The 22,177-nt window shown below is 69.8% G+C and carries 24 protein-coding genes; 12 read left to right on the top strand and 12 right to left on the bottom strand.

Translation table 11 applies throughout. From position 1 onward, the window contains the following. The first annotated feature begins 14 nt into the window (after positions 1–14). On the top strand, positions 15–1,391 hold the full coding sequence (locus tag ACZ5M6_RS05790) for a serine hydrolase (protein ID WP_464159884.1): 1,377 nt from the start codon (positions 15–17) through the stop codon (positions 1,389–1,391). A 66-nt stretch (positions 1,392–1,457) separates the two neighbouring features. On the opposite strand, the gene ctrA is transcribed toward ACZ5M6_RS05790, so the two are convergent. Then, positions 1,458–2,159, bottom strand: coding sequence for a response regulator transcription factor CtrA (ctrA, locus tag ACZ5M6_RS05785; RefSeq protein ID WP_054764860.1), 702 nt, complete (start codon positions 2,157–2,159; stop codon positions 1,458–1,460). A gap of 367 nt (positions 2,160–2,526) precedes the next feature. On the opposite strand from ctrA, the gene ACZ5M6_RS05780 reads away from it, so the two are divergent. Further along, complete coding sequence (locus tag ACZ5M6_RS05780) at positions 2,527–2,883, top strand: chromosomal replication initiator DnaA (protein ID WP_336970523.1); 357 nt, start codon at positions 2,527–2,529, stop codon at positions 2,881–2,883. Next, positions 2,880–3,602 (top strand): DUF6456 domain-containing protein, encoded by a 723-nt coding sequence (locus ACZ5M6_RS05775; RefSeq protein ID WP_464159883.1) that lies wholly within the window; start codon positions 2,880–2,882, stop codon positions 3,600–3,602. Before ACZ5M6_RS05780 ends, ACZ5M6_RS05775 begins: the two co-directional genes overlap by 4 nt. 2 nt (positions 3,603–3,604) lie before the next feature. Here ACZ5M6_RS05775 and ACZ5M6_RS05770 read toward each other — a convergent pair whose 3' ends face one another. Then, positions 3,605–4,801, bottom strand: coding sequence for an acetyltransferase domain-containing protein (locus ACZ5M6_RS05770; protein WP_228186154.1), 1,197 nt, complete (start codon positions 4,799–4,801; stop codon positions 3,605–3,607). A gap of 51 nt (positions 4,802–4,852) precedes the next feature. On the opposite strand from ACZ5M6_RS05770, the gene ACZ5M6_RS05765 reads away from it, so the two are divergent. After that, a complete protein-coding gene (locus ACZ5M6_RS05765; protein WP_464159882.1) occupies positions 4,853–6,940 on the top strand; it encodes a TonB-dependent siderophore receptor in 2,088 nt (695 codons plus the stop codon). 76 nt (positions 6,941–7,016) lie between these two features. Then, positions 7,017–7,613: a methyltransferase domain-containing protein gene (locus ACZ5M6_RS05760; protein ID WP_082382613.1), complete on the top strand. Its 597-nt coding sequence runs from the start codon at positions 7,017–7,019 to the stop codon at positions 7,611–7,613. A gap of 13 nt (positions 7,614–7,626) precedes the next feature. Here ACZ5M6_RS05760 and ACZ5M6_RS05755 read toward each other — a convergent pair whose 3' ends face one another. From ACZ5M6_RS05755 to ACZ5M6_RS05745, 3 genes are all read right to left on the bottom strand, one after another. Next, on the bottom strand, positions 7,627–8,781 hold the full coding sequence (locus tag ACZ5M6_RS05755) for a glycosyltransferase family 4 protein (RefSeq protein WP_464159881.1): 1,155 nt from the start codon (positions 8,779–8,781) through the stop codon (positions 7,627–7,629). Between the two features lie 2 nt (positions 8,782–8,783). Beyond that, on the bottom strand, positions 8,784–9,737 hold the full coding sequence (locus ACZ5M6_RS05750) for a glucosamine inositolphosphorylceramide transferase family protein (RefSeq protein ID WP_464159880.1): 954 nt from the start codon (positions 9,735–9,737) through the stop codon (positions 8,784–8,786). A gap of 166 nt (positions 9,738–9,903) precedes the next feature. After that, positions 9,904–10,341 (bottom strand): SufE family protein, encoded by a 438-nt coding sequence (locus tag ACZ5M6_RS05745; protein ID WP_464159879.1) that lies wholly within the window; start codon positions 10,339–10,341, stop codon positions 9,904–9,906. Between the two features lie 159 nt (positions 10,342–10,500). Here ACZ5M6_RS05745 and ACZ5M6_RS05740 point away from each other — a divergent pair, with 159 nt between their 5' ends. Beyond that, positions 10,501–12,213 carry a sensor histidine kinase gene (locus ACZ5M6_RS05740; protein WP_464159878.1) on the top strand — a complete coding sequence of 571 codons (1,713 nt, stop codon included), beginning with the start codon at positions 10,501–10,503 and terminating at the stop codon, positions 12,211–12,213. Between the two features lie 13 nt (positions 12,214–12,226). Here the strand turns inward: ACZ5M6_RS05740 and ACZ5M6_RS05735 are convergent, their stop codons facing one another. Further along, positions 12,227–13,132, bottom strand: a complete 906-nt coding sequence (locus ACZ5M6_RS05735) for a hypothetical protein (protein ID WP_464159877.1) — start codon at positions 13,130–13,132, stop codon at positions 12,227–12,229. Between the two features lie 55 nt (positions 13,133–13,187). On the opposite strand from ACZ5M6_RS05735, the gene ACZ5M6_RS05730 reads away from it, so the two are divergent. The 3 genes from ACZ5M6_RS05730 to ACZ5M6_RS05720 all read left to right on the top strand — a co-directional run bounded on the left by ACZ5M6_RS05730 (position 13,188) and on the right by ACZ5M6_RS05720 (position 14,864). Then, the gene (locus ACZ5M6_RS05730; RefSeq protein ID WP_183216754.1) at positions 13,188–13,517 is read left to right on the top strand and encodes a DUF1491 family protein; all 330 of its coding nucleotides are present in this window, start codon (positions 13,188–13,190) and stop codon (positions 13,515–13,517) included. 110 nt (positions 13,518–13,627) lie between these two features. Further along, on the top strand, positions 13,628–14,629 hold the full coding sequence (locus ACZ5M6_RS05725; RefSeq protein ID WP_054764852.1) for a GAF domain-containing protein: 1,002 nt from the start codon (positions 13,628–13,630) through the stop codon (positions 14,627–14,629). Between the two features lie 61 nt (positions 14,630–14,690). Further along, positions 14,691–14,864: a hypothetical protein gene (locus tag ACZ5M6_RS05720; protein WP_152949596.1), complete on the top strand. Its 174-nt coding sequence runs from the start codon at positions 14,691–14,693 to the stop codon at positions 14,862–14,864. A 42-nt stretch (positions 14,865–14,906) separates the two neighbouring features. On the opposite strand, the gene ACZ5M6_RS05715 is transcribed toward ACZ5M6_RS05720, so the two are convergent. Next, a complete protein-coding gene (locus ACZ5M6_RS05715) occupies positions 14,907–15,308 on the bottom strand; it encodes a winged helix-turn-helix transcriptional regulator (protein WP_224761268.1) in 402 nt (133 codons plus the stop codon). 112 nt (positions 15,309–15,420) lie between these two features. Here ACZ5M6_RS05715 and ACZ5M6_RS05710 point away from each other — a divergent pair, with 112 nt between their 5' ends. After that, complete coding sequence (locus tag ACZ5M6_RS05710) at positions 15,421–16,173, top strand: SDR family oxidoreductase (RefSeq protein WP_182714376.1); 753 nt, start codon at positions 15,421–15,423, stop codon at positions 16,171–16,173. A gap of 20 nt (positions 16,174–16,193) precedes the next feature. Here the strand turns inward: ACZ5M6_RS05710 and ACZ5M6_RS05705 are convergent, their stop codons facing one another. From ACZ5M6_RS05705 to ACZ5M6_RS05695, 3 genes are read right to left on the bottom strand one after another with little or no spacing between them, the layout of a single operon-like run. Continuing rightward, the gene (locus tag ACZ5M6_RS05705) at positions 16,194–16,478 is read right to left on the bottom strand and encodes an Hpt domain-containing protein (protein WP_054764849.1); all 285 of its coding nucleotides are present in this window, start codon (positions 16,476–16,478) and stop codon (positions 16,194–16,196) included. 7 nt (positions 16,479–16,485) lie between these two features. Next, positions 16,486–16,869 (bottom strand): response regulator, encoded by a 384-nt coding sequence (locus tag ACZ5M6_RS05700; RefSeq protein ID WP_054764848.1) that lies wholly within the window; start codon positions 16,867–16,869, stop codon positions 16,486–16,488. Beyond that, positions 16,866–19,343 carry a CHASE3 domain-containing protein gene (locus ACZ5M6_RS05695; protein WP_182714374.1) on the bottom strand — a complete coding sequence of 826 codons (2,478 nt, stop codon included), beginning with the start codon at positions 19,341–19,343 and terminating at the stop codon, positions 16,866–16,868. Before ACZ5M6_RS05695 ends, ACZ5M6_RS05700 begins: the two co-directional genes overlap by 4 nt. Before the next feature lie 45 nt (positions 19,344–19,388). On the opposite strand from ACZ5M6_RS05695, the gene ACZ5M6_RS05690 reads away from it, so the two are divergent. After that, positions 19,389–19,742, top strand: coding sequence for a response regulator (locus ACZ5M6_RS05690; protein WP_054764846.1), 354 nt, complete (start codon positions 19,389–19,391; stop codon positions 19,740–19,742). Here ACZ5M6_RS05690 and ACZ5M6_RS05685 read toward each other — a convergent pair. Continuing rightward, positions 19,705–20,478: a sterol desaturase family protein gene (locus ACZ5M6_RS05685; protein ID WP_464159876.1), complete on the bottom strand. Its 774-nt coding sequence runs from the start codon at positions 20,476–20,478 to the stop codon at positions 19,705–19,707. The genes ACZ5M6_RS05690 and ACZ5M6_RS05685 overlap by 38 nt on opposite strands. Before the next feature lie 38 nt (positions 20,479–20,516). Between ACZ5M6_RS05685 and ACZ5M6_RS05680 the strand changes: the two genes are divergently transcribed. Then, positions 20,517–21,038, top strand: coding sequence for a sterol desaturase family protein (locus tag ACZ5M6_RS05680; RefSeq protein WP_227976050.1), 522 nt, complete (start codon positions 20,517–20,519; stop codon positions 21,036–21,038). Here the strand turns inward: ACZ5M6_RS05680 and fni are convergent. Further along, a complete protein-coding gene (gene fni, locus ACZ5M6_RS05675) occupies positions 21,005–22,057 on the bottom strand; it encodes a type 2 isopentenyl-diphosphate Delta-isomerase (RefSeq protein WP_464159875.1) in 1,053 nt (350 codons plus the stop codon). The two genes, ACZ5M6_RS05680 and fni, sit on opposite strands and share 34 nt — an antisense overlap. Between the last annotated feature and the right edge of the window lie 120 nt (positions 22,058–22,177).

The following is a 22,177-nucleotide window of genomic DNA, read 5'->3' as shown; positions in this document are numbered from 1 at the left end:
TTCAGGAGACGCCCGTGCCCCTTTTCCTTCGCCTTCGTCGCGGCCGTCTCGCGGCCTCCGTCCTGGCCCTGGCTCTGGCCCCCGTCCTGGCGGCGGGCCCCCTCGAAGCCCAGGATCGGGCGCCGGACGTGGCCCGAATGGACCAGATCGTCCGGGCCTCCAGCGAGGCCGACGCCTTTTCCGGCGCCGTCCTGGTCGCGCGCGACGGGGAGATCCTGCTGGACCGGGGCTATGGTCTGGCGAACCGAGAATGGGGCGTCCCCAATGACGGCGACGTCAAATTCCGCCTGGGCTCGCTGAGCAAACAGTTCACGGCCGTCGCCGTCCTGCTGTTGAGCGAACAGGGCAAGGTCGATCTGGACGCCCCGATCAAGACCTGGCTGCCCGACGCCCCGGCCGCCTGGGACGCCGTCACCCCGCGCCGGCTTTTGAGCCACACCGCCGGCCTGCCCAACTTCACCACCTTTGCCGACTATGAGGCGCTGAAGACCCGGCCGGCCACGACGGCCCAGCTGATCGCCCGGTTCAGCGGGCGGCCCCTGGACTTCGCGCCGGGCGAAGGCTTCGCCTATTCCAACTCGGGCTATATCCTGCTGAGCGCGGTGATCGAAGCGGCCAGCGGTCAGACCTACGCCGACTTCATTCAACAGGCGCTGTTCACCCCGCTCGGCATGGCCGACAGCGGCTATGACCGGCACGACCGCATCCTGCCTCGACGCGCCTCGGGCTATACGAAGGAGGCGTCCGGCGTAGTCAACGCCGACTATGTGGACATGAGCATCCCCCTGGGCGCGGGCGCCCTGTACTCGACCACCCACGACCTCTTGAAATGGGAACAGGCCCTGTTCGGGGGCCGGGTCCTGAAGCCCCAGTCCCTGGCCGCCCTGACCACCCCGGTCAGGAACGGCTACGCCCTGGGTTTGGCCGCGACGCCGGACCGGAAGCTGGTCTGGCACAATGGGGCGATCGAGGGGTTCAACACCTATATGGCCTATGCGCCGGACGACCGGATCGCCGTCATCGTCCTGGCCAATCTGAACGGCCAGGCGCCCGACAAGCTGGGGCCGGACCTGATGACCCTGGCGCGCGGCGGGACCGTGACCCTGGCCTCGGAACGCCGCGTCGTGACCCTGCCGGCCGAGGCCCTGGCCGCCTATGTCGGGGTCTATTCCCTGTCGCCGACCTTCGCCCTGACGATCACCGCCGCAGAGGGCGGGCTGAAGGTCCAGGCCACCGGCCAGCCCGCCTTCGAGCTGAAGGCGCAAGGGGACGACGCCTTCTTCCTGACCGAGGTGGACGCCCAGATCACCTTCACCCGCGACGCCGAAGGCCGGGTCGACGACCTGGTCCTGCACCAGGGCGGCCGCGACATGCCGGCGAAGCGGCAGTAGGCGCAAATAGAAAACGCCCGCCGGAGGGACCGGCGGGCGTTTTCAGGATCAGCACGGAGCGGCCGTTCAGGCGGCGACGCTGTTTCCGGCCTCGGCCGGGTCGCGCAGGACGTAGCCGCGGCCCCAGACGGTTTCGATATAGTGTTTGCCGTCGGCGGCGGTGGCCAGCTTCTTGCGCAGCTTGCAGATGAAGACGTCGATGATCTTCAGCTCGGGCTCGTCCATGCCGCCGTACAGGTGGTTCAGGAACATTTCCTTGGTCAGGGTCGTGCCCTTGCGGAGCGAGAGCAGCTCCAGCATCTGATATTCCTTGCCGGTCAGGTGGACGCGGTGACCGTTCACCTCCACCGTCTTGGCGTCCAGGTTCACGGCGATCTCGCCGGTGTGGATGATGGCCTGGGCGTGGCCCTTGGAGCGACGGACCACGGCGTGGGTGCGCGCGATCAGCTCGTCCTTGTGGAAGGGCTTGGTCAGATAGTCGTCGGCGCCGCCGCCGAAGGTCTTGACCTTGGTTTCGATCTCATGCGTGCCCGACAGGATCATGACCGGGGTGTTGATCTTGCCGACGCGCAGCTGACGCAGCACCTCAAGGCCGCTCATGTCCGGCAGGTTCAGGTCAAGCAGAATGAGGTCGTAGTCATAGATCTTGCCCAGATCGATGCCTTCTTCGCCCAGGTCGGTCGTATAGACATTGAAGCCTTCCGACTTCAGCATCAGCTCGATGCTCTGGGCGGTGGCGTGATCGTCTTCAATCAACAGGACGCGCATTCGTGCCCCTCCAGGCAAAAGCTTTGCGGTAATCACCCTGGCGCACGACCGGGTAACCTTGTTCGCAGGTTAAGACCCGAAAACCTTAAGAAGGGTTAACGGCGAGCTATGAGTCGTTCCTAAGCTGATTTGCGAATCGGCGTCGAGAGTCCCGAGTCAATGATTCGAAAATAATTAACCATGATGCGGACCGGACTCAGCCTGCGGCTCCCCGCGCAGAGCCGGTCGGAACGCGGATCCGCCCTGACGCAACCTCAAGTCCGATCCGGCGCCACGTCCGATTCTGACGCGGAGTAGGACGATATTCCTATCGTGACGCCGCGCCCGCCTAGGATGGGGCGTCGAGGTTCGTGAACGGGAGTGAGGCATGGTTGAGGCATACAGGGCGCCGGTTCGGGAGGCGGACCGGTGCAAGGCGGGGCTGGCCCTGCATCTGGTGGCGGCGCGGACCGGGGCCAGCCCGGACCGGATGACGGCCGGTCGGCGGATCGATCCGCTCAACGCCCGGTCGCGCTGGCTGGCCATGTATCTGGCCCACATCGCCTTCGGCTGGACGCTGGAGCGGGTCGGCCACGTCTTCGGGGTCAACCGCAGCACGGTGGGGGCGGCCTGCCGCTGGGTGGAGGACGAGCGCGACCGCCGGGCCGTGGACGAACTGCTGTCGCAGTTGGAGGCCTGTCTGACCACGATCTACAGCGCGCCCCGCTGGGAGGCCGTGCAATGAGCCGGACGGTGGAGCGGGCGCGCTGTCTTCTGGCCCGGCCCGGCGCCTGGCTGGGCGCCGAACAGGGGGTCTATGCGCTGCGTCTGGGGCCGGACCGGCGGGGACGGATCAGCCTGACCCTGAGCGAGCCGGAGTTCCGCGCCCTGATCGAACGGCCGGGACTGAGGCGGCGGCCGCAGGGCGGATGGACCGTGCGCGCCGGGGGGGAGGCGGCCCCCCGCAAGGCCGAAAACCCGCCGCCCGGCCGCCCCGGCTTCATCGCGGGCGAGCGGGAGTTGATCGGGGCGGACGGGCGGATGGTCCGCCACGCCGCCAATCTGGGCGAAAGCCCGATCGCCTGGCTGGCGCGGCGCAAGGATGCGGCGGGCCGACCCTGGCTGAGCCCCGCCGAGGTCGCCGCCGGCGAACGGCTGAGGCGGGAGGTCGAACAGTCCGGCGCCGGCCCGGCCCTGACCATGGGCTGGGACGCCCTGCCCCGCGCCGGGTCGGGCGGAACGATGCGGGTCGAACCCGGCGACCGCGCCCTGTCGGCCGGACGACGGGTGGAGGCGGCCCTGTCGGCCGTGGGTCCGCGCCTGAGGCCGATGCTGACGCGGATCTGCATCCACGGCGACAGTCTGAAACTGGCCGAGACCGGCCTGGGCCTGCGCCGCCGCCAGGGCAAGACGGTGCTGAAACAGGCGCTGGCCGCCCTGGCCGACCACTACGGGATCGGCTGAGGTCAGAGGTATTTCATCCAGGGCCGGTCGCTGGCCCGCTTGATCCGGGCGAACCAGCGGCAGGCGAACCAGCAGGGGACGGCGACCACGGCGGCCAGGGCCCACAGGGCGGCGACGCCCGGCACGCTGAAGCCTTGGCCTTGATTGGGACCGAACAGGGCCAGGGCCGCCAGATTCAGCAGATGCAGGCCGTAGAGGTGGATCAGATAGAAGAACAGCGGCGCCCCCCCGAAGACCGCCAACAGACCGATCAGACGGTCCGAGGCCCGCTCCAGTCCCGCCAGGATCAGGGCCCCCAAGCCCAGGGTCAGCAGCAGAAAGTCGGCCGAGGGCGGATATTTGGTGACGTTCAGCACGCTCATCGCCGTCCGCAGCGGCGTGTCCTGCACGCTCCAGGGCGTCGGGTCGCCGTACAGATTGATAGACCTGAGCAGGGCGAACAGGGCCAGGGCGCCCAGGCCGGTGACGACCAGACGCCGCAGCCGCGCCCCCTGGGGCCCGACGAACCACGGCCCGATCGCATAGCCCAGGGCCGCCACCCCGATCCACGGCAGCAGGGGATAGGAGGTGCGAACCTGTCCGCCCCAGGGCAGGTCCATCAGGCTGCGGTCGTGCAGCACGGCCCACAGCACATGGGCCGGACCTTCGGCGAAGGCGATCGGGTCCAAGAGATTGTGGCCCAGGGCCAGGACCAGGCCGACGGCGATCAGCCAGGGGCGCGGTAGATGAGCCAGGCCCGCCAGGGCGATCATCGACAGCCCGATGACCCAGATCACCTGGAGATAGAGGATCGGCGGCGTCAGGGAGAAGCCCCAGGCGAAGTTGACCAGGGTCAGCTCCAGCACCACCAGGAACAGGCCCCGCTTCAGCAGAAAGGCCGAGGCCGCCCCGGCGGCGGACCCTCCGCTGACCTCGGCTGTCTTGTTTCCGTAGAGCCAGGCGCCCAGGCCCGTCAAAGCGACGAAGATCGGGGCGCACAGATGGGCCGACAGACGGGTGAAGAACAGGGCCGGATCGGTCGCCTCGACATTCATCGGGTCCGGGACCTGAGCGTGGAAATAGAAGAACTCGCGCGTGTGATCGACCAGCATCAGCAGGATGACCAGACCGCGCAGGGCGTCGATCGAACGAATGCGCGCGGCCGGGCGGACGGCCGGAACGGCGAGGGCGGAAACGGGAAGGGCGGCGGTTGACAGCATGAGGCGCGAACGGATAGCCGCTACAGTATAACGTTTCAACGGAGTTCGTCCTTGCCCCTCCTTTCGAGCTGCGCCGGCCTGTGTCTTATTGCCGCCGCAACCGCCGCGACCCCAGTCCTGGTCCCCGTTGATGCGGCTCAGGCCGAGCCCCACGCCCTGGGCGAGATCGTGGTCCTGGGCCGCCGGGGTTCGCCGCACGACCATACGCTGGGCGTCGGGGCGATCACGGAGCGGATGTCGCCGTCCAGCCGTTCCATCGAAAGCGACCTGCTGCGCGCCGTGGGCGCCACCCGCCTGTCCGACGCCCTGGAGCTGGTCAGCGGGATCAGCCAGCAGAACAATCGCGGCGGGGTGATGGACAATTTCGCCATCCGCGGCTTCCTGGGCACGCCCGACGGCGGGGCGGAATATTATGTGGACGGCTTCCTGGCGAACCGGGGCATGGCGCCGCCGCGCGACCCGGCCACGGCCGAGCGGATCGAGGTGCTGAAGGGGCCGGCCGGCGCCCTGTTCGGGGACATCGACCCAGCCGGCCGGATCAACATCGTCTCCAAGACCCCGCGTTTCACACCCGACGCCGTCTTCACCGGCACGGTCGGCTCCTTCGGCCTGAGGCGGGGGGAGTTGGACGTGACCGGCCCGATCTCCGAGACCCTGGCTGGGCGGCTGGTCCTGGCCGGCGAGACCAGCAACGGTTGGCGCGACCATGTCGGCCTGGACCGGACGGCGGTCGCCCCCTCCCTGACCTGGCGGCCCAATAAGGATCTGCGCCTGACCTATGTGGGCGAGCTCACCGTCTTTTCGACCCTGTTCGACCGGGGCATGCCCGCGATCGACGGCGACGCCCTGGCCCTGCCGGAATCCAACTACTACGGCGAGCCCGGCGACGGCCGGACCCGGTTCCGCAACGCGCGGCACCAGATCACCGGCGAATACCGCCTCAACGACGGCTGGAGCCTGAACGGAGGGGTCGCCTGGCGGGGCGGCTCGCTGAAGGGCCTGTCCAGCGACCAGTCCCGCCTGGTCGGCGATGCGCTGTGGCGCCAGCGCCGGGGCCGGGACTTCTCGGTCGAGGACCTGTCGGCGCGGCTGGAGCTGAACGGGGAGGTCCAGACCGGCCTGGGCGTCCACACCCTGGGCCTCGGCGTGAAAGCCTATCGGCTGACCTATGGCGAGAAGTGGCTGCGCATCAATCCGACGGCGGCCAATCCCTATCCGATCTCGGTCTTCAACCCCGTCTATGGGTCGGTCGTCCCGCCGACGCCCCTGCCCTTCACCGACAATCTGGAGACGCGGGACGTCGTCACCCTGTACGCCCAGGACCTGTGGGAGGTGAACGACCGCCTCAGCCTGGTCGCGGGCCTTCGCTGGGACGACTACAGCCAGACCATCCGCAACAACCGCACCGGCGCCGTGGGCGAGACCAAGGACAGCCCGCTCGATTACCGGTTCGCCGCCCGTTATCGCCTGACCGACGGCCTGACCGCCCACGCCAGCTATGGCCGGTCCTTCGTGCTGAACTCGGGCACGGGGCGGACCGGGTCCGGCTTCGCCCCGGAAGAGGGCAAGGGCTATGAGATCGGCCTGTCCGGCGCCTGGCAGGGGATCGACCTGGCGGCCACCCTGTTCGATATCGAAAAGGCGAACATACTGACCACCGATCCCGTCGACCCCAACTATCTAGCGCCGGTCGGCAAGCTGACCTCGCGGGGAATCGAGCTGGACGGGTCGGTCCGGCTGGGCGAGGCGTGGCAGGTGGTGGCCAACTACGGCTGGACCGACGCCAAGGCCGACGACGACGCCTTCCCCACCGACCGGGTGCTGAACGTGCCCGAACATTCGGGCTCCCTGTTCGTGGTCGGCCGTTTCCCCACCCCGCACGGCACGGACTGGTCGATGACGGCGGGCGCCGCCTATGTCGGCGACCGGGCCGGCGGCCTTGCGCTCGGCGCGCCCGAACTGCCGGCCTATTGGAAGGCCAAGGCGGCGGTGGACTATGGCCTGACGCCCCAGGTCACGGCGCGGGTCGAGGTCGATAATCTGCTCGACGAACGCTACGCCGCCAGCTCCTACAGCGCCCTGTGGATCTTCCCCGGCGCGCCGCGCAGCGTGCGGGCCTCGCTGCGGATCGCCCTTTGACCTGCGCCTTGCCGCATCGAACGGTTGGCGCGCGAGCGGCGGTCCGATAACACCGGACAGGGATGGGGAGACCGAGATGGGCCTTGGGCGGCGGATCAGAGCATGGCTGGGCGCCAAAGGCGACGTCCAGGGCGGCGCAAGGCGCTCAGCCAAGGCGCGGCGGATCCGGACCCTGCCCGACCGGCGGGTGATGGCCGAAAGCTACGTGCCCGCCCTGTCGGCCCTGGGCGGGCGCATCCTGTGGGTCGGGTGCCGTGAATATACGCTGGACGACTACGCCGCCCTGGAGGCGGGCGGGGGCGAGGTCTGGACCACCGACATCGACCCCGGCGCCGCCCGCTGGGGCCGGGCGGGCCGTCACCGGACCGGAGACGTCTGTCAGGCCGACGCCCTGTTCGCCGACCTGACCTTCGATACGGTGGTGTGCAACGGGGTGCTGGGCTACGGCGTGGATCATCCCGAACAGCAGCGTCAGGCCCTGGCGGCCCTGGCGGCGGTGCTGCGGCCCGGCGGGCGGCTGCTGCTGGGATGGAACACCGACAAGGTCGAGGATCCGCTGGGGGCGGGCCTGATCGACCAGGCGTTCGAACCGGCGCCCCTGGGCGATCGGCCGCCCCGCGTGACCTTCGAGGCGGTCACCCACGTCTATGACAGTCTGATCCGAAAGGGCTGAGCGGCCCCTCCCCTCAAGCCCGGCCGAGCGGCGGCAGGCCCAGACGCGGCAGGCTGAAGCGCGGGCGCGGCGGCGCCTCCGCCCGCCGTCGGCGCGCCTGTTCGGTCCAGGCTTCGCGCAGCCGATCCAGCTGGGCCGCCCGCGCCTCGGGGGCGTGGACCTCGGCCACGAAGGTTTGGCCGGACCGGGCCAGGGCCAGCCGTGTCTCCGGGTCCGTGATCAGCCGCTCCAGGGCGGCGGCGAGGGGGTCGGGTCCGTCCACCTCGACATAGAGGGCGTGGTCGCCGCTGGCTTCGCGCAGCCCCCCGCGACCGGAGGAGACCAGGGCGCAGCCGGCGGCGTGGGCCTCCAGAGCGGTCAGGCCCAGGGCCTCGCGCACCCGCGACGGGGTCGCCGCGATCGCCGCCCGCCGCGTGACCGCCCGCACCGCCTCCAGCGGGGCCGACTTCAGGATTTCGACCCGGTCGCCGAACCGGTCCAGCAGGCCCAGATAGGGGTCGGCCCAGGCCTGGTGCCGCTCCCAGTCGCCCAGGATCAGGGCCCCGCGCCAGTCGGGATGGGCGTCCAGGGCTCGGGCCAGGGCGATGCAGAACAGGTCCAGCCCCTTGTCCGCCATGGCCCGGCCGCAGAAGAGGATCAGCTTCTCCTTGTCGGCCGGGTCGGCGCGCCAGGCCCCGACGTCGATCGGATTGCAGACCACGCTGACCCGGTCGGCCAGGGCCGGATAGTCGGCCGCGAACTCCTGCCCCGCCGCCTCGCTGACGAAGACCAGCCGGTCGAACCGCGCCAGCCGACGTCCGTAGCGCCAGGCGTCCAGCGGATGGCGGGGCGGCTTGATCCGGGTGTGGCGGTAAAGGACATAGGTCGCCGGCGGCCCCTCGGCGGCCAGGTCCGAGGCCGACTTCAGCTGCTGGTGATATTCGACCACATCCGGCTGGAGGGTCTCCAACAGGGCCTTGATCCGCCGGTTTCGCGCCCGCCCGCCCAGGCCGGGAGGCACCGTCAGAAGCCGGGGATCGGGGGCGGTCGCCTGGTCCGCGTCGCAGATCAGGGTCACGGCCGACTGGGACCGGGCGTGGGCCGCCAGGGTCCGCACCACCGTCTCCATCGAATTGGCCCGGTCGGGGCGGAAGCCGCAACCGCGCGGCAGGACGACGGCGACACGCATGGTCAACTCTGAGACGCGGAGGGCGGAGAAAAGAGGGCCGGATAGACGTCCACGCCGGTCCGGCGCGAACCGTTCAGCCCCAGGGCGCGGCGCAGCTTGTACTGCGTCTTCAGCCAGGGCTCGGCGCGGTCGCGGCGCACCGACTTGAGGTCGAGGAAACTGACGCCGCCCGCGCCCGACAGGGTGTGCAGCCCGTCGGAAAAGCCCGCCGCCAGATCGCCCGGTTCGAACCGCCGCACCACCGTGGCGGCGAAGTTCTGGGGCGTCAGGACGTCGATCCGCAAGAGGTTGACCGCCGCCCCATAGGCGGGGGCGCAGTCCTGGACCGGCAGATGCAGGGCGCCGTCATGGACGAAGGCCGAGCCGCCCGGCCGCGAGGTCTGAAAGCCGCTCATCACCGGGCGACCGGCGTGAGGCGTCCAGGGCCCGGTCAGCCGCTCGGCCCAGGCCAGATGCAGTTCGCGCATGGCCCGGTCGTCCGGTCCCGGCAGGGCGTGGAACATCCACCATCGGCCGTCGTGGCGCACCACCGTCGCATCAATGGCCGGCGACGCGCCCAGCCGCGCCACCGCCTCCCAGTCGTCGGGAAAACGCCGGCAGCGATAAAGGATCAGGCCGCCGCTCTTATAGGCTTCGGGCAGCATATAGAGCTCGCCCCCGTCCTCGATCAGGGTCGGATAGGACAGGTGCCAGGGCTCGGCCAAGGCCACCCCCTGCCCCACCAGCCGGTCGTCGGCTTCATATTGGCAGTAGTGGATGTCGCCCCGCCGGACCCGATAGTCGAAGGCCTCGACAAAGACCGTCAGAACCCCGTCGCGTTCCAGGCCGAAGGGGTCGGCGTAAAAGGCGTGGGGGCCGCGGTCGGGCAGCCAGACGATCTCGTCGGGGCGAGGGGGCCGTTCCATGACCTCGGTCAGGGGACGCCTCAGATATCCGGACCGCCAGATGTCGAACATTCGGAACTGAAATCCTGGCCCGACGCGCGACGGCCGATGGGGAAGAGGGTGACCGACCAGCCGGGCGGACTTGATTGCAAGCCGGCCCATGACGCCGTTAAGCCGCGCTTGTGTCAACTAAGCGACATTACTCTAAAAGCGTGGCGCATTATGACCTTAGCAAGCGTCAGGCCGTCTCCAGGGCCGCCTCGCGGATGCGGCCGACCATGCTGTTCAGGCCGTTGGCGCGCTGGCGGGTCAGGGCCGAGGGCAGGCCCAGCCGGTCCAGGGCGGCCTTGGCGTCGAAGGCCAGGATCTCGGCCGGGGTCCGGCCCGAATAGAGTTTCAGCAGAAGGGCGATATTGCCCTTGGACAGGGCGCTGTCGCTGTCGGCGTCGAACCACAGCCGCCCCTCGGCCGGATGAACCGCCAGCCAGACCTGGGCGGCGCAGCCCGGCACCTTGTTGGCCTCCACCCGATCGGCCGCGTCCAGGGGCGCCAGCCCCTTGCCCAGTTCGATGACGTATTCGATCCGCTGCTCCCAGTCGCCCAAGAGGTCGAAATCCTCGGCGAGGTCGGCCAGGGTCTGGTCCAGGCTGTCGGCGGGCGGCGTGCGATCGGTCATGGCCGCCAGATAGGCCGCCCGGCCGTTAACGACAACCGGCCGGTTTGTCCCCCGAAATTCATGGTGAACGCGCGGTTGCAGATCGCCTGACACGGGAGGGGCCTCGCGCCGACTCGGCGCGCCGTTTAGTCTGGGGACGACCCATAATGGCGACGGCGCTTGCATAATCACCCTCCACAACCCGGGCTGGCGGTCCCGACCGCAGCGGAGTCGGCGGCTCAGCCGTCGGCGGCGCCGGCCGCCCTGTGGCACGCGGGGTGGGCGGCGGCGGTCGCCCTGACGGCCCTGGCGGCCCAGAGCTTCGCCCGGCTGGAGCCCACGGTCCTGGCGGCCCTGCTGCTGACGGCCGCGCCGGGCGTGGCGGGCGTGGCCCTGATGGTGCGCGACACGGCGGGTCTGAGGTTCAGCCTGATGGGCGGCTGGCTTCTGGCGACCGTGGCGGCGGCGGGCCTGACCGGCGGGGCCACCGGGGCGACGCCGGGGCTTCTGCTGCTGCCCCTGGCGGCCGGGCTGGTGCTTGACGATCCCAGGATCGGCGAAGACCGGCTGATCCGGCTGGGCACGGCGGGCCTGGCCCTGCCGCTGATCTCGGGCCTGATCTCGACCCTGCTGATCGGATCGACCGCCCAGCCGCCGGTCCTGGCGGCGGCGTCGGGCCTGTTGGCGGTTCTGGCCCTGGCCGGGGCGGCCCGTCTGTCGAGCCACCGCCGCATGGCCCGTCTGACCCGCGCCGAACAGGACGGCGCCCTGGTCCAGGCCGTGCTGAACGCCCAGCCGGGCCTGACCCTGCTGCTGGAGCCGACCGGCCGCGCCCTGGCCGCCTGGGGCGCGCCCCCGCCGTCCGTCTCGGTCCCGGCCCTGATGGACCAGGGGCTGATCGCCGCCGTCCACGCCCCCGACCGCCCCGGCGTCGCCGGCGCCCTGCAACGCGCCGCCCAGGGCCAGCCGGCCGAGGTGATGTTCAGCCCCCGGATCGCCCTGGACCGCCGGGTGGTGCTGATCCTGCGCCGGTACGACGGCGAGACGGGGGCGGTGGCGGGGGCGCCGCGCCTGATCGCCCAGGCCTTCGACGGCACGGCCCAGTTCGCCCGCGAGCTGGGGCTGGAAAGCGCCCGGGTCGAGGCTGAGGCCCAGAGCGCGGGCAAGACTCGCTTCCTGGCCAATATGAGCCATGAGCTGCGCACCCCGCTGAACGCCGTGATCGGCTTCGCCGACATCATGCGCCAGCGCCTGTTCGGCCCCCTGCCCGACCGATACGCCGACTACGCCGAGTCCATCCATCAGGCGGGCGGCCATCTGCTGGACCTGATCAACGACGTTCTGGACCTGTCCAAGATCGAGGCCGAGCGGTACGAACTGGCCCTGGACCTGTTCGACGCCCGCGATCCCGTTTCGGCCGCCGTGGCCCTGATCCGGCCCCAGGCCGACGAAAAAGGGGTGCATCTGGCCCCCGTCCTGCCGCCCCATCCGCTGGAGGTCGAGGCCGACGCCCGCGCCCTGAAGCAGATGGCGCTGAACCTGTTGTCCAATGCGGTGAAATTCACCCCGGCGGGCGGGTCCGTGACCCTGACGCTGGACGGGATCGGCCCCTATCTGGAGCTGGTGGTGTCCGACACCGGCGTGGGGATCGCGCCCGAGGATCTGCAAAGGCTGGGCCGCCCGTTCGAACAGGCCGGCGGCGCCGATCAGAAGGCGCAAGGGACGGGGCTCGGCCTGTCGCTGGTAAGGTCCCTGGCGGAACTGCACGGCGGTCGGCTGACGATCGACAGCACCCTGGGCGAGGGCGTGGCGGCCATGGTGCGCCTGCCGGTCGCAACCCTGTCGCCCGCCATCGAAGCCGACGAAACGCCGGGCGCCGCCGTCGAGGCGTGAGACGATCCAGATCCTAGGTTTGGCCCATGGCCAGGAAGGCGCGGCCGGCGGCGAAGTCGCCCGCCTCGAAGACCGTGCGCGCCACGCTGCCGTCGCGGAAGACGAACTCCACCGTAAAGACCTCTCGCGGATCCAGGCCGGACAGGGCGTCGGCCGCCGCCAGGGGGAAGCGCCAGGCCTGACCCGCCGTGCGTCCCTGGACCAGCAGGCCGGGATCGGCCGTCGTCACGCCCGAGGCCCAGAAGACCCGGCGCTGGGCCGCAGGCGGTAGTTCGCGCGCCAGCCAGGGTCGGGGCGCCACCGTCGTGTCGCGCATGACCAGCCGCACCCCGGTCGGTCGCGACCGCCCCTGCCAGGAGACCACCGCCGTCAATTGATCCGCCCGATCCATCGCCCCGACCAGGCCGAACCGCACCGGCGAGGCGCCGACGGCGGTTCCCTGCATCAGCCGCCAGGTCGGCCGGCTGTAGGCGGCGCGGTCGGCGCTCCAGCCCGCCCGGTCGCCGGGAAAGTTCATTCGCGCCGTGCGCGACCAGCCGGCGAAGGCGGTCTTCACCCGACCGCTGACCGTCTTCATGTCGGCGGAATCGCAGGCGGCGGCGGCCGCCCGGGCGCGGGCGCGGGCGGCGGTTTCGGACAGTTGACGCGGATCGGCGCCGGCCCGCAGGGCCGCGCCCCGCGCCTGCCAGGTCGAGGCGTTCAGGGCCGCCGTCAACTGGGGCTGAAACAGGCCGCACCGCTCATTGGCGGCCAGGACGAAGCTGCGCTCATAGAAGCGGTCGGCCGCCCCCGAAGCCGCCCCAGACGCGGCCTGGGCCGCGACCGGATCGCCCGCGATCACCGCCCCGACCACGGCCGCGCCGATCAGGGCCGCGCCGATAGGGACTTGGGTTCGCCGGGGATAAGGCCGTAAGATCATGGGCCGAGCCTAGCGGCCGGGCCTTTGAGTCTGGTTTCCTTACAGGGTTAGCGAATTGCTTCTGTCCAGCGACCTGTGGGTCGGCGCCCTGATCCGCCGCGCCGAGATCGAAGGCGCCCACGCCGTCGTGGTGAACAAGGGCGACCCCCGCGCCGGCGCCGTGATCGTCAAGGCCTATGACACCTCGACCCGCACGGCCCGCCTCTATGCCGAAGCCTTCGGCCCCGACGGCGAGCGGCTGTGGATCCAGCCCGTGACCTCGGACAGCGAGGCCGAACTGGACGCCTATATCGCCCGCCAGCGCCAATACGACCCCGACCTGTGGATCGTCGAAATCGAAGACCGCCAGGGCCGGCATTTCCTGACGGAGAAGGTGCAAGGGTAGGGGGCGGAAGCGCAACCGAGACCTGTTCCCAGCCCCCTTTAAAGTCGTCTCCCATCCTGTTTCCGGCTAGGGTGATCCATGGCGTGCAGGCGCGGCCGGGGAGGATGCGGATGGACGATTTCGACAAGTTTGAAACGCAGCTTCGCGGCGACGCCCGCGACGTCCTGACCAAATATTCTGACCGGGTGCTGCATCTTGAGCGGTATCGGCCTTGGCTGATCGGCCTCGGCGCCCTGGGCGCCTTGATCGTGGCCCTGTCGCGACTGGATCCGACCGGCACGCCCGGTCTGGTCGCCCTGATCGCCGGTGTCATTCTGGCCTTCGTCAGCGCGGCGCTGGTAGGCGCCATGGATTTCAAGAAGATCGAGATCGGCGCCCAGTTCAAATCGACGGAGGACGCGGCCGAGCAGGCGATCAAGCTGGGCCGGGAGATTGCGGCGGACCGTCGGAAGGTCGAGGACGGCGCCACCGCCCTGGACGAGCGACGGCGGAAACGGCTGCAAGCCATCGAACAGATGCTGCAGGCCGTCGAGGCCGGGCTTCTGTCCTCGGACGAGGCGGCGAAGAAGGCGACCGCCGCGACCCTGCTGAGGCGATCCATCACCTCCATCCGCAGCGCCGTCGACTATAAGGCCGCCGACGTCTTCACCGTCTCCATCTTCCGACGCGAAGGCGATCAGATGGTGCGCATCGCGGCGGAGTGGACCGATCCCGAGCTTGCCCGGACCGGGGGGCGCAGTTGGCGAAAGGGCAAGGGTTTCACCGGCGCCGCCTGGCACAAGGCCGAGGCCAATCCAGACGGCGAGGTCATCCTGCCCGACACGGCCCAAGACTACATCCTCTCCGAATATCCCGTCCCGGACCGCGATCCCCGGCGTGAGGAACTTTACAGGTCGGTTGCGTCCATCCCGATCCTGATCCGGCACAACAACGAGGTCTGGGGCGTGGTGACGGCCACAAGCAATCGGCCGGGCGTGTTTGATCGCAGCGGTCCAGGGCTCCAGAACGTGGATGTCGTCCGCGACATCGCTCGGATCGCGGCCCTGCTCGCCGGGCTGAACGCCCCTGCGCCGCCCGGCCGCACCCGCGGCAAACCCGCAGCGGCCGATTGAAAATTGGGCTGGGATCGGCCATTGTCAGACCTGATCCCATGCCCCTCTCTAGGAGGCGAAAGTGCAAGACGACGAAACGCTCGAGCGGGAATATCGCATCCTGTCCGCAAAGGTGACCTATGCGGAGGTCGCCGGACAGAAGGTCGAGCCTGCCGATGAAAAGCGGCTGGAGGAGCTGGCCGAACTCAGGGTCAAAGCGGTGCAGCCCGACTTCCGCGATTACGCCGCCGCCTGATCCGGCCCAGACGGCGACGTCATCGGGCGGATCGGCCCCTCTTCACTTCCTCGCGTCGAAGGCCGCCCGCGCGGCTTCGATGCGGTCGATATTGGCCTCGGCCCAGGTCCAGACGCCGCAGAAGGCCTCGGCCAGGGTGAAGCCCAGGTCGGTCAGGCGGTATTCGACCTTGGGCGGGATGACCGGATGGACCGTGCGCACCACCAGGCCGTCGCGCTCCATCTGGCGCAGGGTCTGGGTCAGCATCTTCTGGCTGATGCCGCCCACCAGTTCGCCCACGCGAGTGAACCGGGTCTCGCCGTGTTCGGCCAGGACCTCCAGGATCAGCATGGTCCATTTGTCCGCCACACGCCCGATCACCTCATTGACCAGGGCCTCGACGCGCGGATCGGCGACCTCGCCGGTTTCAGGATGCGAAATTCTTGCGGGCGGATAGGCCGTCATGTCCATTTCTTTCCTGCGGGTAAGTATGGCGGGTTTCGGTGCCTACTTTCCAGTGGAGAGCGACCGTCATAACTGAGTTTCCGCACTGACGCATCCCCTGAAGGAGAGCCCCATGAACATCAGCGGAAACACCATACTGATCACCGGCGGCGGCACGGGCATCGGCCGCGCCCTGGCCGAGGCCCTGCATGCGCGCGGCAATCAGATCGTCATCACGGGTCGCCGCGCGGACGTGCTGAAAGACGCCGCCGCCGCCAATCCCGGCATGGCCTGGGCGACGCTGGACGTCGCCGATCCCACAGCCGTCGCCGCCTTCGGCGAACAGGTGGTCAAGGACCACCCCGCCCTGAACGCGGTCATATTGAACGCCGGGATCATGAAGACCGAGGATTTGAAGGCCGAACCGTTCGACCTGGCGACGGTGGAGGCGACCATCGCCACCAACCTCCTGGGACCGATCCGGCTGACGGCGGCCCTCCTGCCCCATCTGACGGCCCAGCCCCGGGCCACGGTCATGACCGTCACCTCCGGCCTGGCCTTCATCCCCCTGACGGCCACCCCGACCTATAACGCCACCAAGGCGGCCCTCCACTCCTGGACCCAGTCCCTGCGCCATCAGCTGCGCGACACGGCGGTGGAAGTGCTGGAGCTGGCGCCGCCCGGCGTGGCCACCGACCTGATGCCCGGCCATGCCCAGAACCCCGCCTCCATGCCCCTGGCCGACTATACCGCCGAGGTGATGGACCTGATCGAACGGGGCGAAACGCCGCGCGGCGAAATCCTGGTCGAACGGGTCAAGCCGCTGCGCTTCGCCGAGGCTGACGGCTATCAGGCCGTGTTCGAGGCCCTGAACGGAGCGGGGTGAACCCCAGCCGCGGCGGCGGCTCAGCCCGGCCGCCGCGCCAGGGCGTCGCGGATGGCCTGGGCCAAGGTTTCGATCAGGGCGGGGTCGGGCGTGCGGTCCTGGGCGAAGGCGTCGTCGCAGTCGCCGGCCGCTTCGCTGATCGCTGGGAAGCCGAAGACGGCGCCGGCGCCGGCGAGGCTGTGGACCAGGCGGCGCAATTCATCGGCGTCCCAGGCGCCCAGCGCGACGTGACGGTCGATCCGCGCCAGATCGCCGACGCACCGGTCTAGGAACCGGGTCCGCAGATCGGCCATGTCCGCCGTCACGGCCCCCTCACCCGGCCTGGGCCAGAATCGTCCGAATCTCCTCCACCAGGGTCATGGGGTCGAAGGGTTTGACGATGACGTCCAGGGCGCCCAGGGCGCGATAACGGCTGATCTCGCTCGACTGAGCCCGGGCGGTCATGAAGATGACCGGCGTCGTCTCATGTCCCGCCCGTTCGCGGATGCGCGCCAGGGCGGCGGGACCGTCCAGAACGGGCATCATCACATCCATCAGGACGACGTCGGGACGAAGCCCGCCGTCCAGCGCGGCCAGGGCCGCCTCGCCCGAGGCCACCGAGGTCACCGTAACCTGGGGGTCCAGCGTCAGGGCGAAGGCGGTCACGTCGCGAATGTCCTTGTCATCCTCGACGTGCAGGATGTGGAGAGCGGTCATGCAACACCTCGGGCGCGGGGGGCCAGGCGGCGCACGGTCCGCGCCAGCTGGGTCAGGGACATGCGGGACTTGATCAGGACCGCCTGAACGGCCGGGGCGGCCTCTCTGTCCATGTCCTGAGCCGAATAGATGATGACGGGAATGGTGCGGCCGTCCTCCTCGGTCAACAGCGGCAAGAGGTCCAGGCCGTTGCCGTCGGGCAGGCCCAGGTCCAGAATCACCAGGTCCGGTCGCCGCCGCGCCAGGGCCTCGCGCGCCGCGGCCAGGCTCTCGACCGGCACGACCTCGACCGTATCCAGGGCCTGGCGCGTCACCTCCAGAATGTCGCGGTCGTCGTCGACGTGCAGAACCACCGGCTTGTCGTCGGCGCTGAACAGGGCGCGGACGGCCTGGCGCAGCCGGTCCTGATCGACCGGCTTTTCGACCCAGTCGGCCACCTCCAGCGAGCGGCCGCGCACCCGGCCCCGGGCCACGTCGCCGGAGACGACCACCACCGGCATGGCGCGCGTCGCCTCATCGGCCTTCAGCTGCCGGATCAGGCTGACCCCGTCGGCGTCGGGCAGTTGAAGGTCGATGAGGGCGGCGGCGTAGGGCGCGCGGCGGGCCAGGGTCAGCGCCTCGCGCGCCGTGTCGGCCACATCGGCCTTGAACCCTTCATAGGACAGCATCTCGACCAGGATGCGCGCGGCGTCCGGATCGTCTTCACAGATCAGCAGCCGCACCGCCTCCTCGTCATGCGCCGCATCGGCCTGGTCCAGCGGCAGGTCCAGATGGAAGGTCGCCCCCTCGCCCTCGGCGGATTCGAACCACAGCCGCCCGCCGTGGCGTTCGGCGATCTCCTTGGCGATGGCCAGGCCCAGGCCCGTGCCGCCCTTTTCACGCGCATCGGTCGAATCCGCCTGGGCGAACTTGCCGAAGATGCGCGAGCGGAACTCGTCGGCTATGCCGGGGCCGCGGTCGGATACGCTGAGCCGGGCGATCCGGGTCTCGGGATTGACCGTCACCCGGACCTCGCCGCCGGACGGCGAGAACTTGACCGCGTTTGACAGAAGATTGGTCGCCACCTGGATCAGCCGATCGCCGTCGCCCCGCACCGGCGCCGGCGGGCCGTCGTTCAGGCTGACGCCCACGCCCAGCTGATCGGCGTAGCCCTGGATCCCCTCGACCGCTCGGGCGGCGACGTCGCGCAGGTCCAGCGGGGCCAGGGTCATCTTCAGCTGCCCGGCCTCCAGCTTCTCCACATCCAGGATGTCGTTGATCAGCCGCACCAGACGGCGGCTGTTGGCGTGGGCGATGTCGATCAGTCGGGCCGCCTTTTCCGGCAAGCGTCCGCCCGCCCCGGCCGCGACCAGGCCCAGGGAGCCGGCGATGGAGGTCAGGGGGGTGCGCAGTTCGTGGCTGACGGTCGAGACGAAGGCGTCCTTCATCTCGGCGATGCGGCGGCGTTCGGTGGCGTCGCGGATCACCGCCACCACATGGCGGCCCGTCGGCAGGTCCATGGCCGCAAGAGCGACGTCGACCGGGAAGCGCGTCCCGTCCCGGCGCTTGCCGGTCAGTTCGAGCAGAAGCCCCTGCTCCAGATCGCCGTGGCTGGCGTCCAGCCGGTCCAGAAAGGCGCCCTCTCCGTTTTCGGCCAGATCATCGACCAGAAGGCCGACGTCGCGGCGCTCGACCTCCGGCGCCGACCAGCCGAACAGCCGTTCCGCCGCCGGATTCAGCGTCTCGATGCTGCCGCTGGGGTTCAGGGTCACGATGGCGTCGAAGGCGCTGTCCAGGGTGGCGCTGTGGCGGGCGGCGGCGGCCTCCAGCCGCTCCAGCAGGGCGCTGCGGGTGGCCAGATAGCGCCAGACCAGGAAGGCGGTCCCCAAGGCGGTCAAGACCAGAACCTTGAACATCAGGGCCACCAGGAATTCGGTATGCCGGGTCCGTTCGCGCGCGTCGGCCGACAGAGCCGACAGCAGGTCGGCCTCACGCTGCGTCATCCGATCCACGATCTGGCGGATATCATCCATTGTCAGCTTGCCTCGCCCGCTGATCACGAGGCTGATGGCGGCGGACGCCTGGCCGGATTCGCGCAGCGCGATGGTCCGCTGCATCTCCAGCCGCTTCTGCCGGACCCGTTCCGACAGAAGACGCTGGTTCTCGGCCTGTGGCGGGTCCTTAGCCGAAAGACCCGCAAGCTTGTTCATCTGAGCGTCCAGCCGGTCGAGGGCGCGATCATAAGGCTCAAGGAAGGTCTCGTCCCCGGTGATGATATAGCCGCGTTGGCCGGTCTCAGCGTCCTGAACCAATGAGAAGACGGACTGAATCTGCAGCCGGGTGTCATAGGATTGCTCGACCGCATCGCGCAGAGCGTCCGCGCTGGAGAATTCTCGTTGCAGCGTCACCCCAGTGGCCGCCAGAAGCAGGGTCACGACCGCGCCCGCCAAGGCGATGGCCAGTCGGAAACGCCGTCTTCCGAGTTGACGCAACATGGGATTCATCCGTTAGTTCCCCCTGATCGCATCTGGAGGTTGGGCGTGAAAGTCTGCGTGATCGAGGACGATTCGCTGGTTCTGCTTCATCTGGAGGAGATGCTGAAACGGCTGGGTTGCCAAGTCCTGACCGCAGCAACGGTCAACGAAGGGTTGCGGATCGTCGAGGACTGGTCGCCCGACGCCGTGCTGGTGGACATTCTGATGCCGGACCGCGACGGGCTGAACTTCATCATGGACACCCGGCATTTGAGGGACTCCCTGCGGGTCATCGCCATGAGCGGCGGGGGACGTCTGGCCTCGTCGTCCATACTGCAGATGGCGACCGGCCTGGGCGCCCACGCCGCCCTGACCAAGCCGATCACCGAAGAGGCGCTGAGGGCCGCTCTGGAGGGATGACCGGGGATGGTCGCGAGGGGGCGGCCGAAACCTCAGTCCCGGCCCAGCGGTCCCAGAACTGGAAATAGAGGCCGTAGTTTCCGTTGAACCGCTTGTGGTGGGCGTCGTGGTGGGTGGCGGTGATCAGCCAGCGAAGCGGCGCCCGCTCCAGCCAGGCGGCGGGCCAGACCTCGCGCCCCGCATGGTTCAGGACGGCCGTCAGCGACATCAGCGTCAGCAGGGTCAGGGCCACGCCCCAGTGGATCGGCACGATCAGGGCCAGGGCGGGCAGGAACCAGGCGGTGGCCGCAGCCTCGGCCGGGTCGAAGGCGAAGGAGGCGAAGGCGCTGGGGTCGCGCGACCGGTGGTGTTCGGCATGGGCCCAGCCGAAGACGCGCGGGTGATGCAGGGCCCTGTGCACCCAGTAGTAGAAGGCGTCGTGCGCCAGCAGATAGACGATCAGACTGACCGGCAGCCACCACAGGGGCCAGGCGTCGGGATCGCTGTAGATCGCCGTCCCGCCCCGTTTCCACAGCTCCAGCACCAGGGCCGCCGGCAGGGCGTAGATGGGGCAGGCGATCAGGGAGGCGACGATCTCGGCGCGGATGCGCTTGATCGCCGGCGGCCGCAGGTTCAGCGCCCGTCCCCGGCCCGCCCCGGCCCACAGCAGCCCATGGGCCGCCGCGCCGACCAGCAGATAGCGCAGGCCGATGATCAGGCTCAGCGCCAGGGTGGTGATGAGCAGGTCCCTCAACATGGGGGCACAGACGGTCAAATCCCCGCGGCGGTCAAGTCGTGGCGAAGGCGGATCAAACCGCCTATGCTGGGGCCATGGCCTGGCTGACGTGGATCGCGCTGTTCCTGACCGCCTTTTTGGGCATGGAGGCGTTCGCCTGGATCATGCACCGCTATGTGATGCACGGCTTCCTGTGGTCCTGGCACCGCAGCCATCATGAGCCGCACGATCACCCCCTGGAGAAGAACGACCTGTTCGCCGTGGTCTTCGCCGCCCCGGCCATCGTCATGGTGGCCGTGGGTCTGCACCTGTGGCCCTGGGCCCTGCCGGTCGGGCTGGGGATCACGGCCTATGGGATGGTCTATTTCTTCTTCCACGACGGCCTGGTGCACCGGCGGTTCCCGACGGGCTTTTCGGGGCGGTCCGGCTTCTGGACGCGGCGCATCCAGGCGCACCGTCTGCATCACGCCGTGCGCACGCGCGAAGGCTGCGTCTCCTTCGGCTTTCTATGGGTGCGGTCGGCGCGGGCGCTGAAGGCCGAACTGGCTCAGAAGCGGGGCTCTTCCAGCAGCGGCGCCTGAGCGAGGGCCGCCAGATCGGCGGAGCCCGTGCAGAAACAGGCGAGCCGCAGCTGGGCCGCCATCAGCTCGAAATGATCGACCACCGCCTGGGTCGAGGTCAGGGCCGCCTCCAGCACCCCGGCGGCCTGGCCGACCAGATCGGCCCCCAGACGGACGGCGCGGGCCGCATCCAGACCGTCCTTGATCCCGCCCGAGCCGATCAGCCTCAGGTCCGGGGCGGCCTGGGCGCAGTCGCGGAGGCTGCGGGCCGTCGGCACCCCCCAGTCGGCGAAGGGGGCGGCCAAGGCCTCGGCCCGCCCGCCGGTGGCCCGCGCCCCTTCGATCAGGCCCCAGTTGGTGCCGCCCGCCCCCGCCACGTCCAGGGCCGCGACGCCCATGTCGGCCAGGCGCCGGGCGACGGCGGCCGACAGGCCGGCGCCGGTCTCCTTGACCACCACCTGGCCCGGAAAGGCGGCGGCGATCCGCTCGATCCCCTGGGCCACGCCGCGCCAGTCGCGGTCGCCCTCGGGCTGGACGCCTTCCTGAAGCGGATTCAGATGCAGGATCAGGGCGTCGGCGCCGATCATCTCCATGGCCCGGCGCGCCTCGTCCACCCCATAGCCCAGGGCGAACTGCACCGCGCCCAGATTGGCCAGGATCAGGGCGTCGGGCGCCAGGCGGCGCAGATCCGGCCCCAAGCCCGAGCCGCCGGACCCGCCGGCCGTCTCCAGGGCGACGCGCTGGGAGCCGACCGCCAGGGCCACGCCCAGGGCCTGGGCCGCCTCGGCCAGCCGCGCATTGATGGCCTCGGCCCGCGACGGGCCGCCGGTCATCGAACTGATCAGGAAGGGCAGGTTCAGCCGCCGCCCCAGGAAACGGGCGGACAGGTCGATCTGGTCCAGGGCCAGGTCCGGCAAGGCGTCATGGACGAAACGCACCGCCTCCAGTCCCGAGGACGCGCCGCTGAGACCCCGTCCGGCCCGCACGTGGTCGATGTGTTCGTCCTTGCGTCGGATCAGGGCGTCGTCGGGGGTGGGCATCGCAAACGCTCCTAGCGGTTCCCTCCGAAACGATCATGCTCTGGCGGGTTGCATCCGACGCAGTCGTGATGCCGTATGTGATCATAATGCGTCAGCCCAGGGTCGCAACGCGACTGTCGA

This window comes from Brevundimonas sp. Br13 (assembly GCF_055391505.1).
The sequence above is the reverse complement of the archived record's forward strand: the minus strand, read 5'-3'. Positions and strand labels throughout refer to the sequence as shown.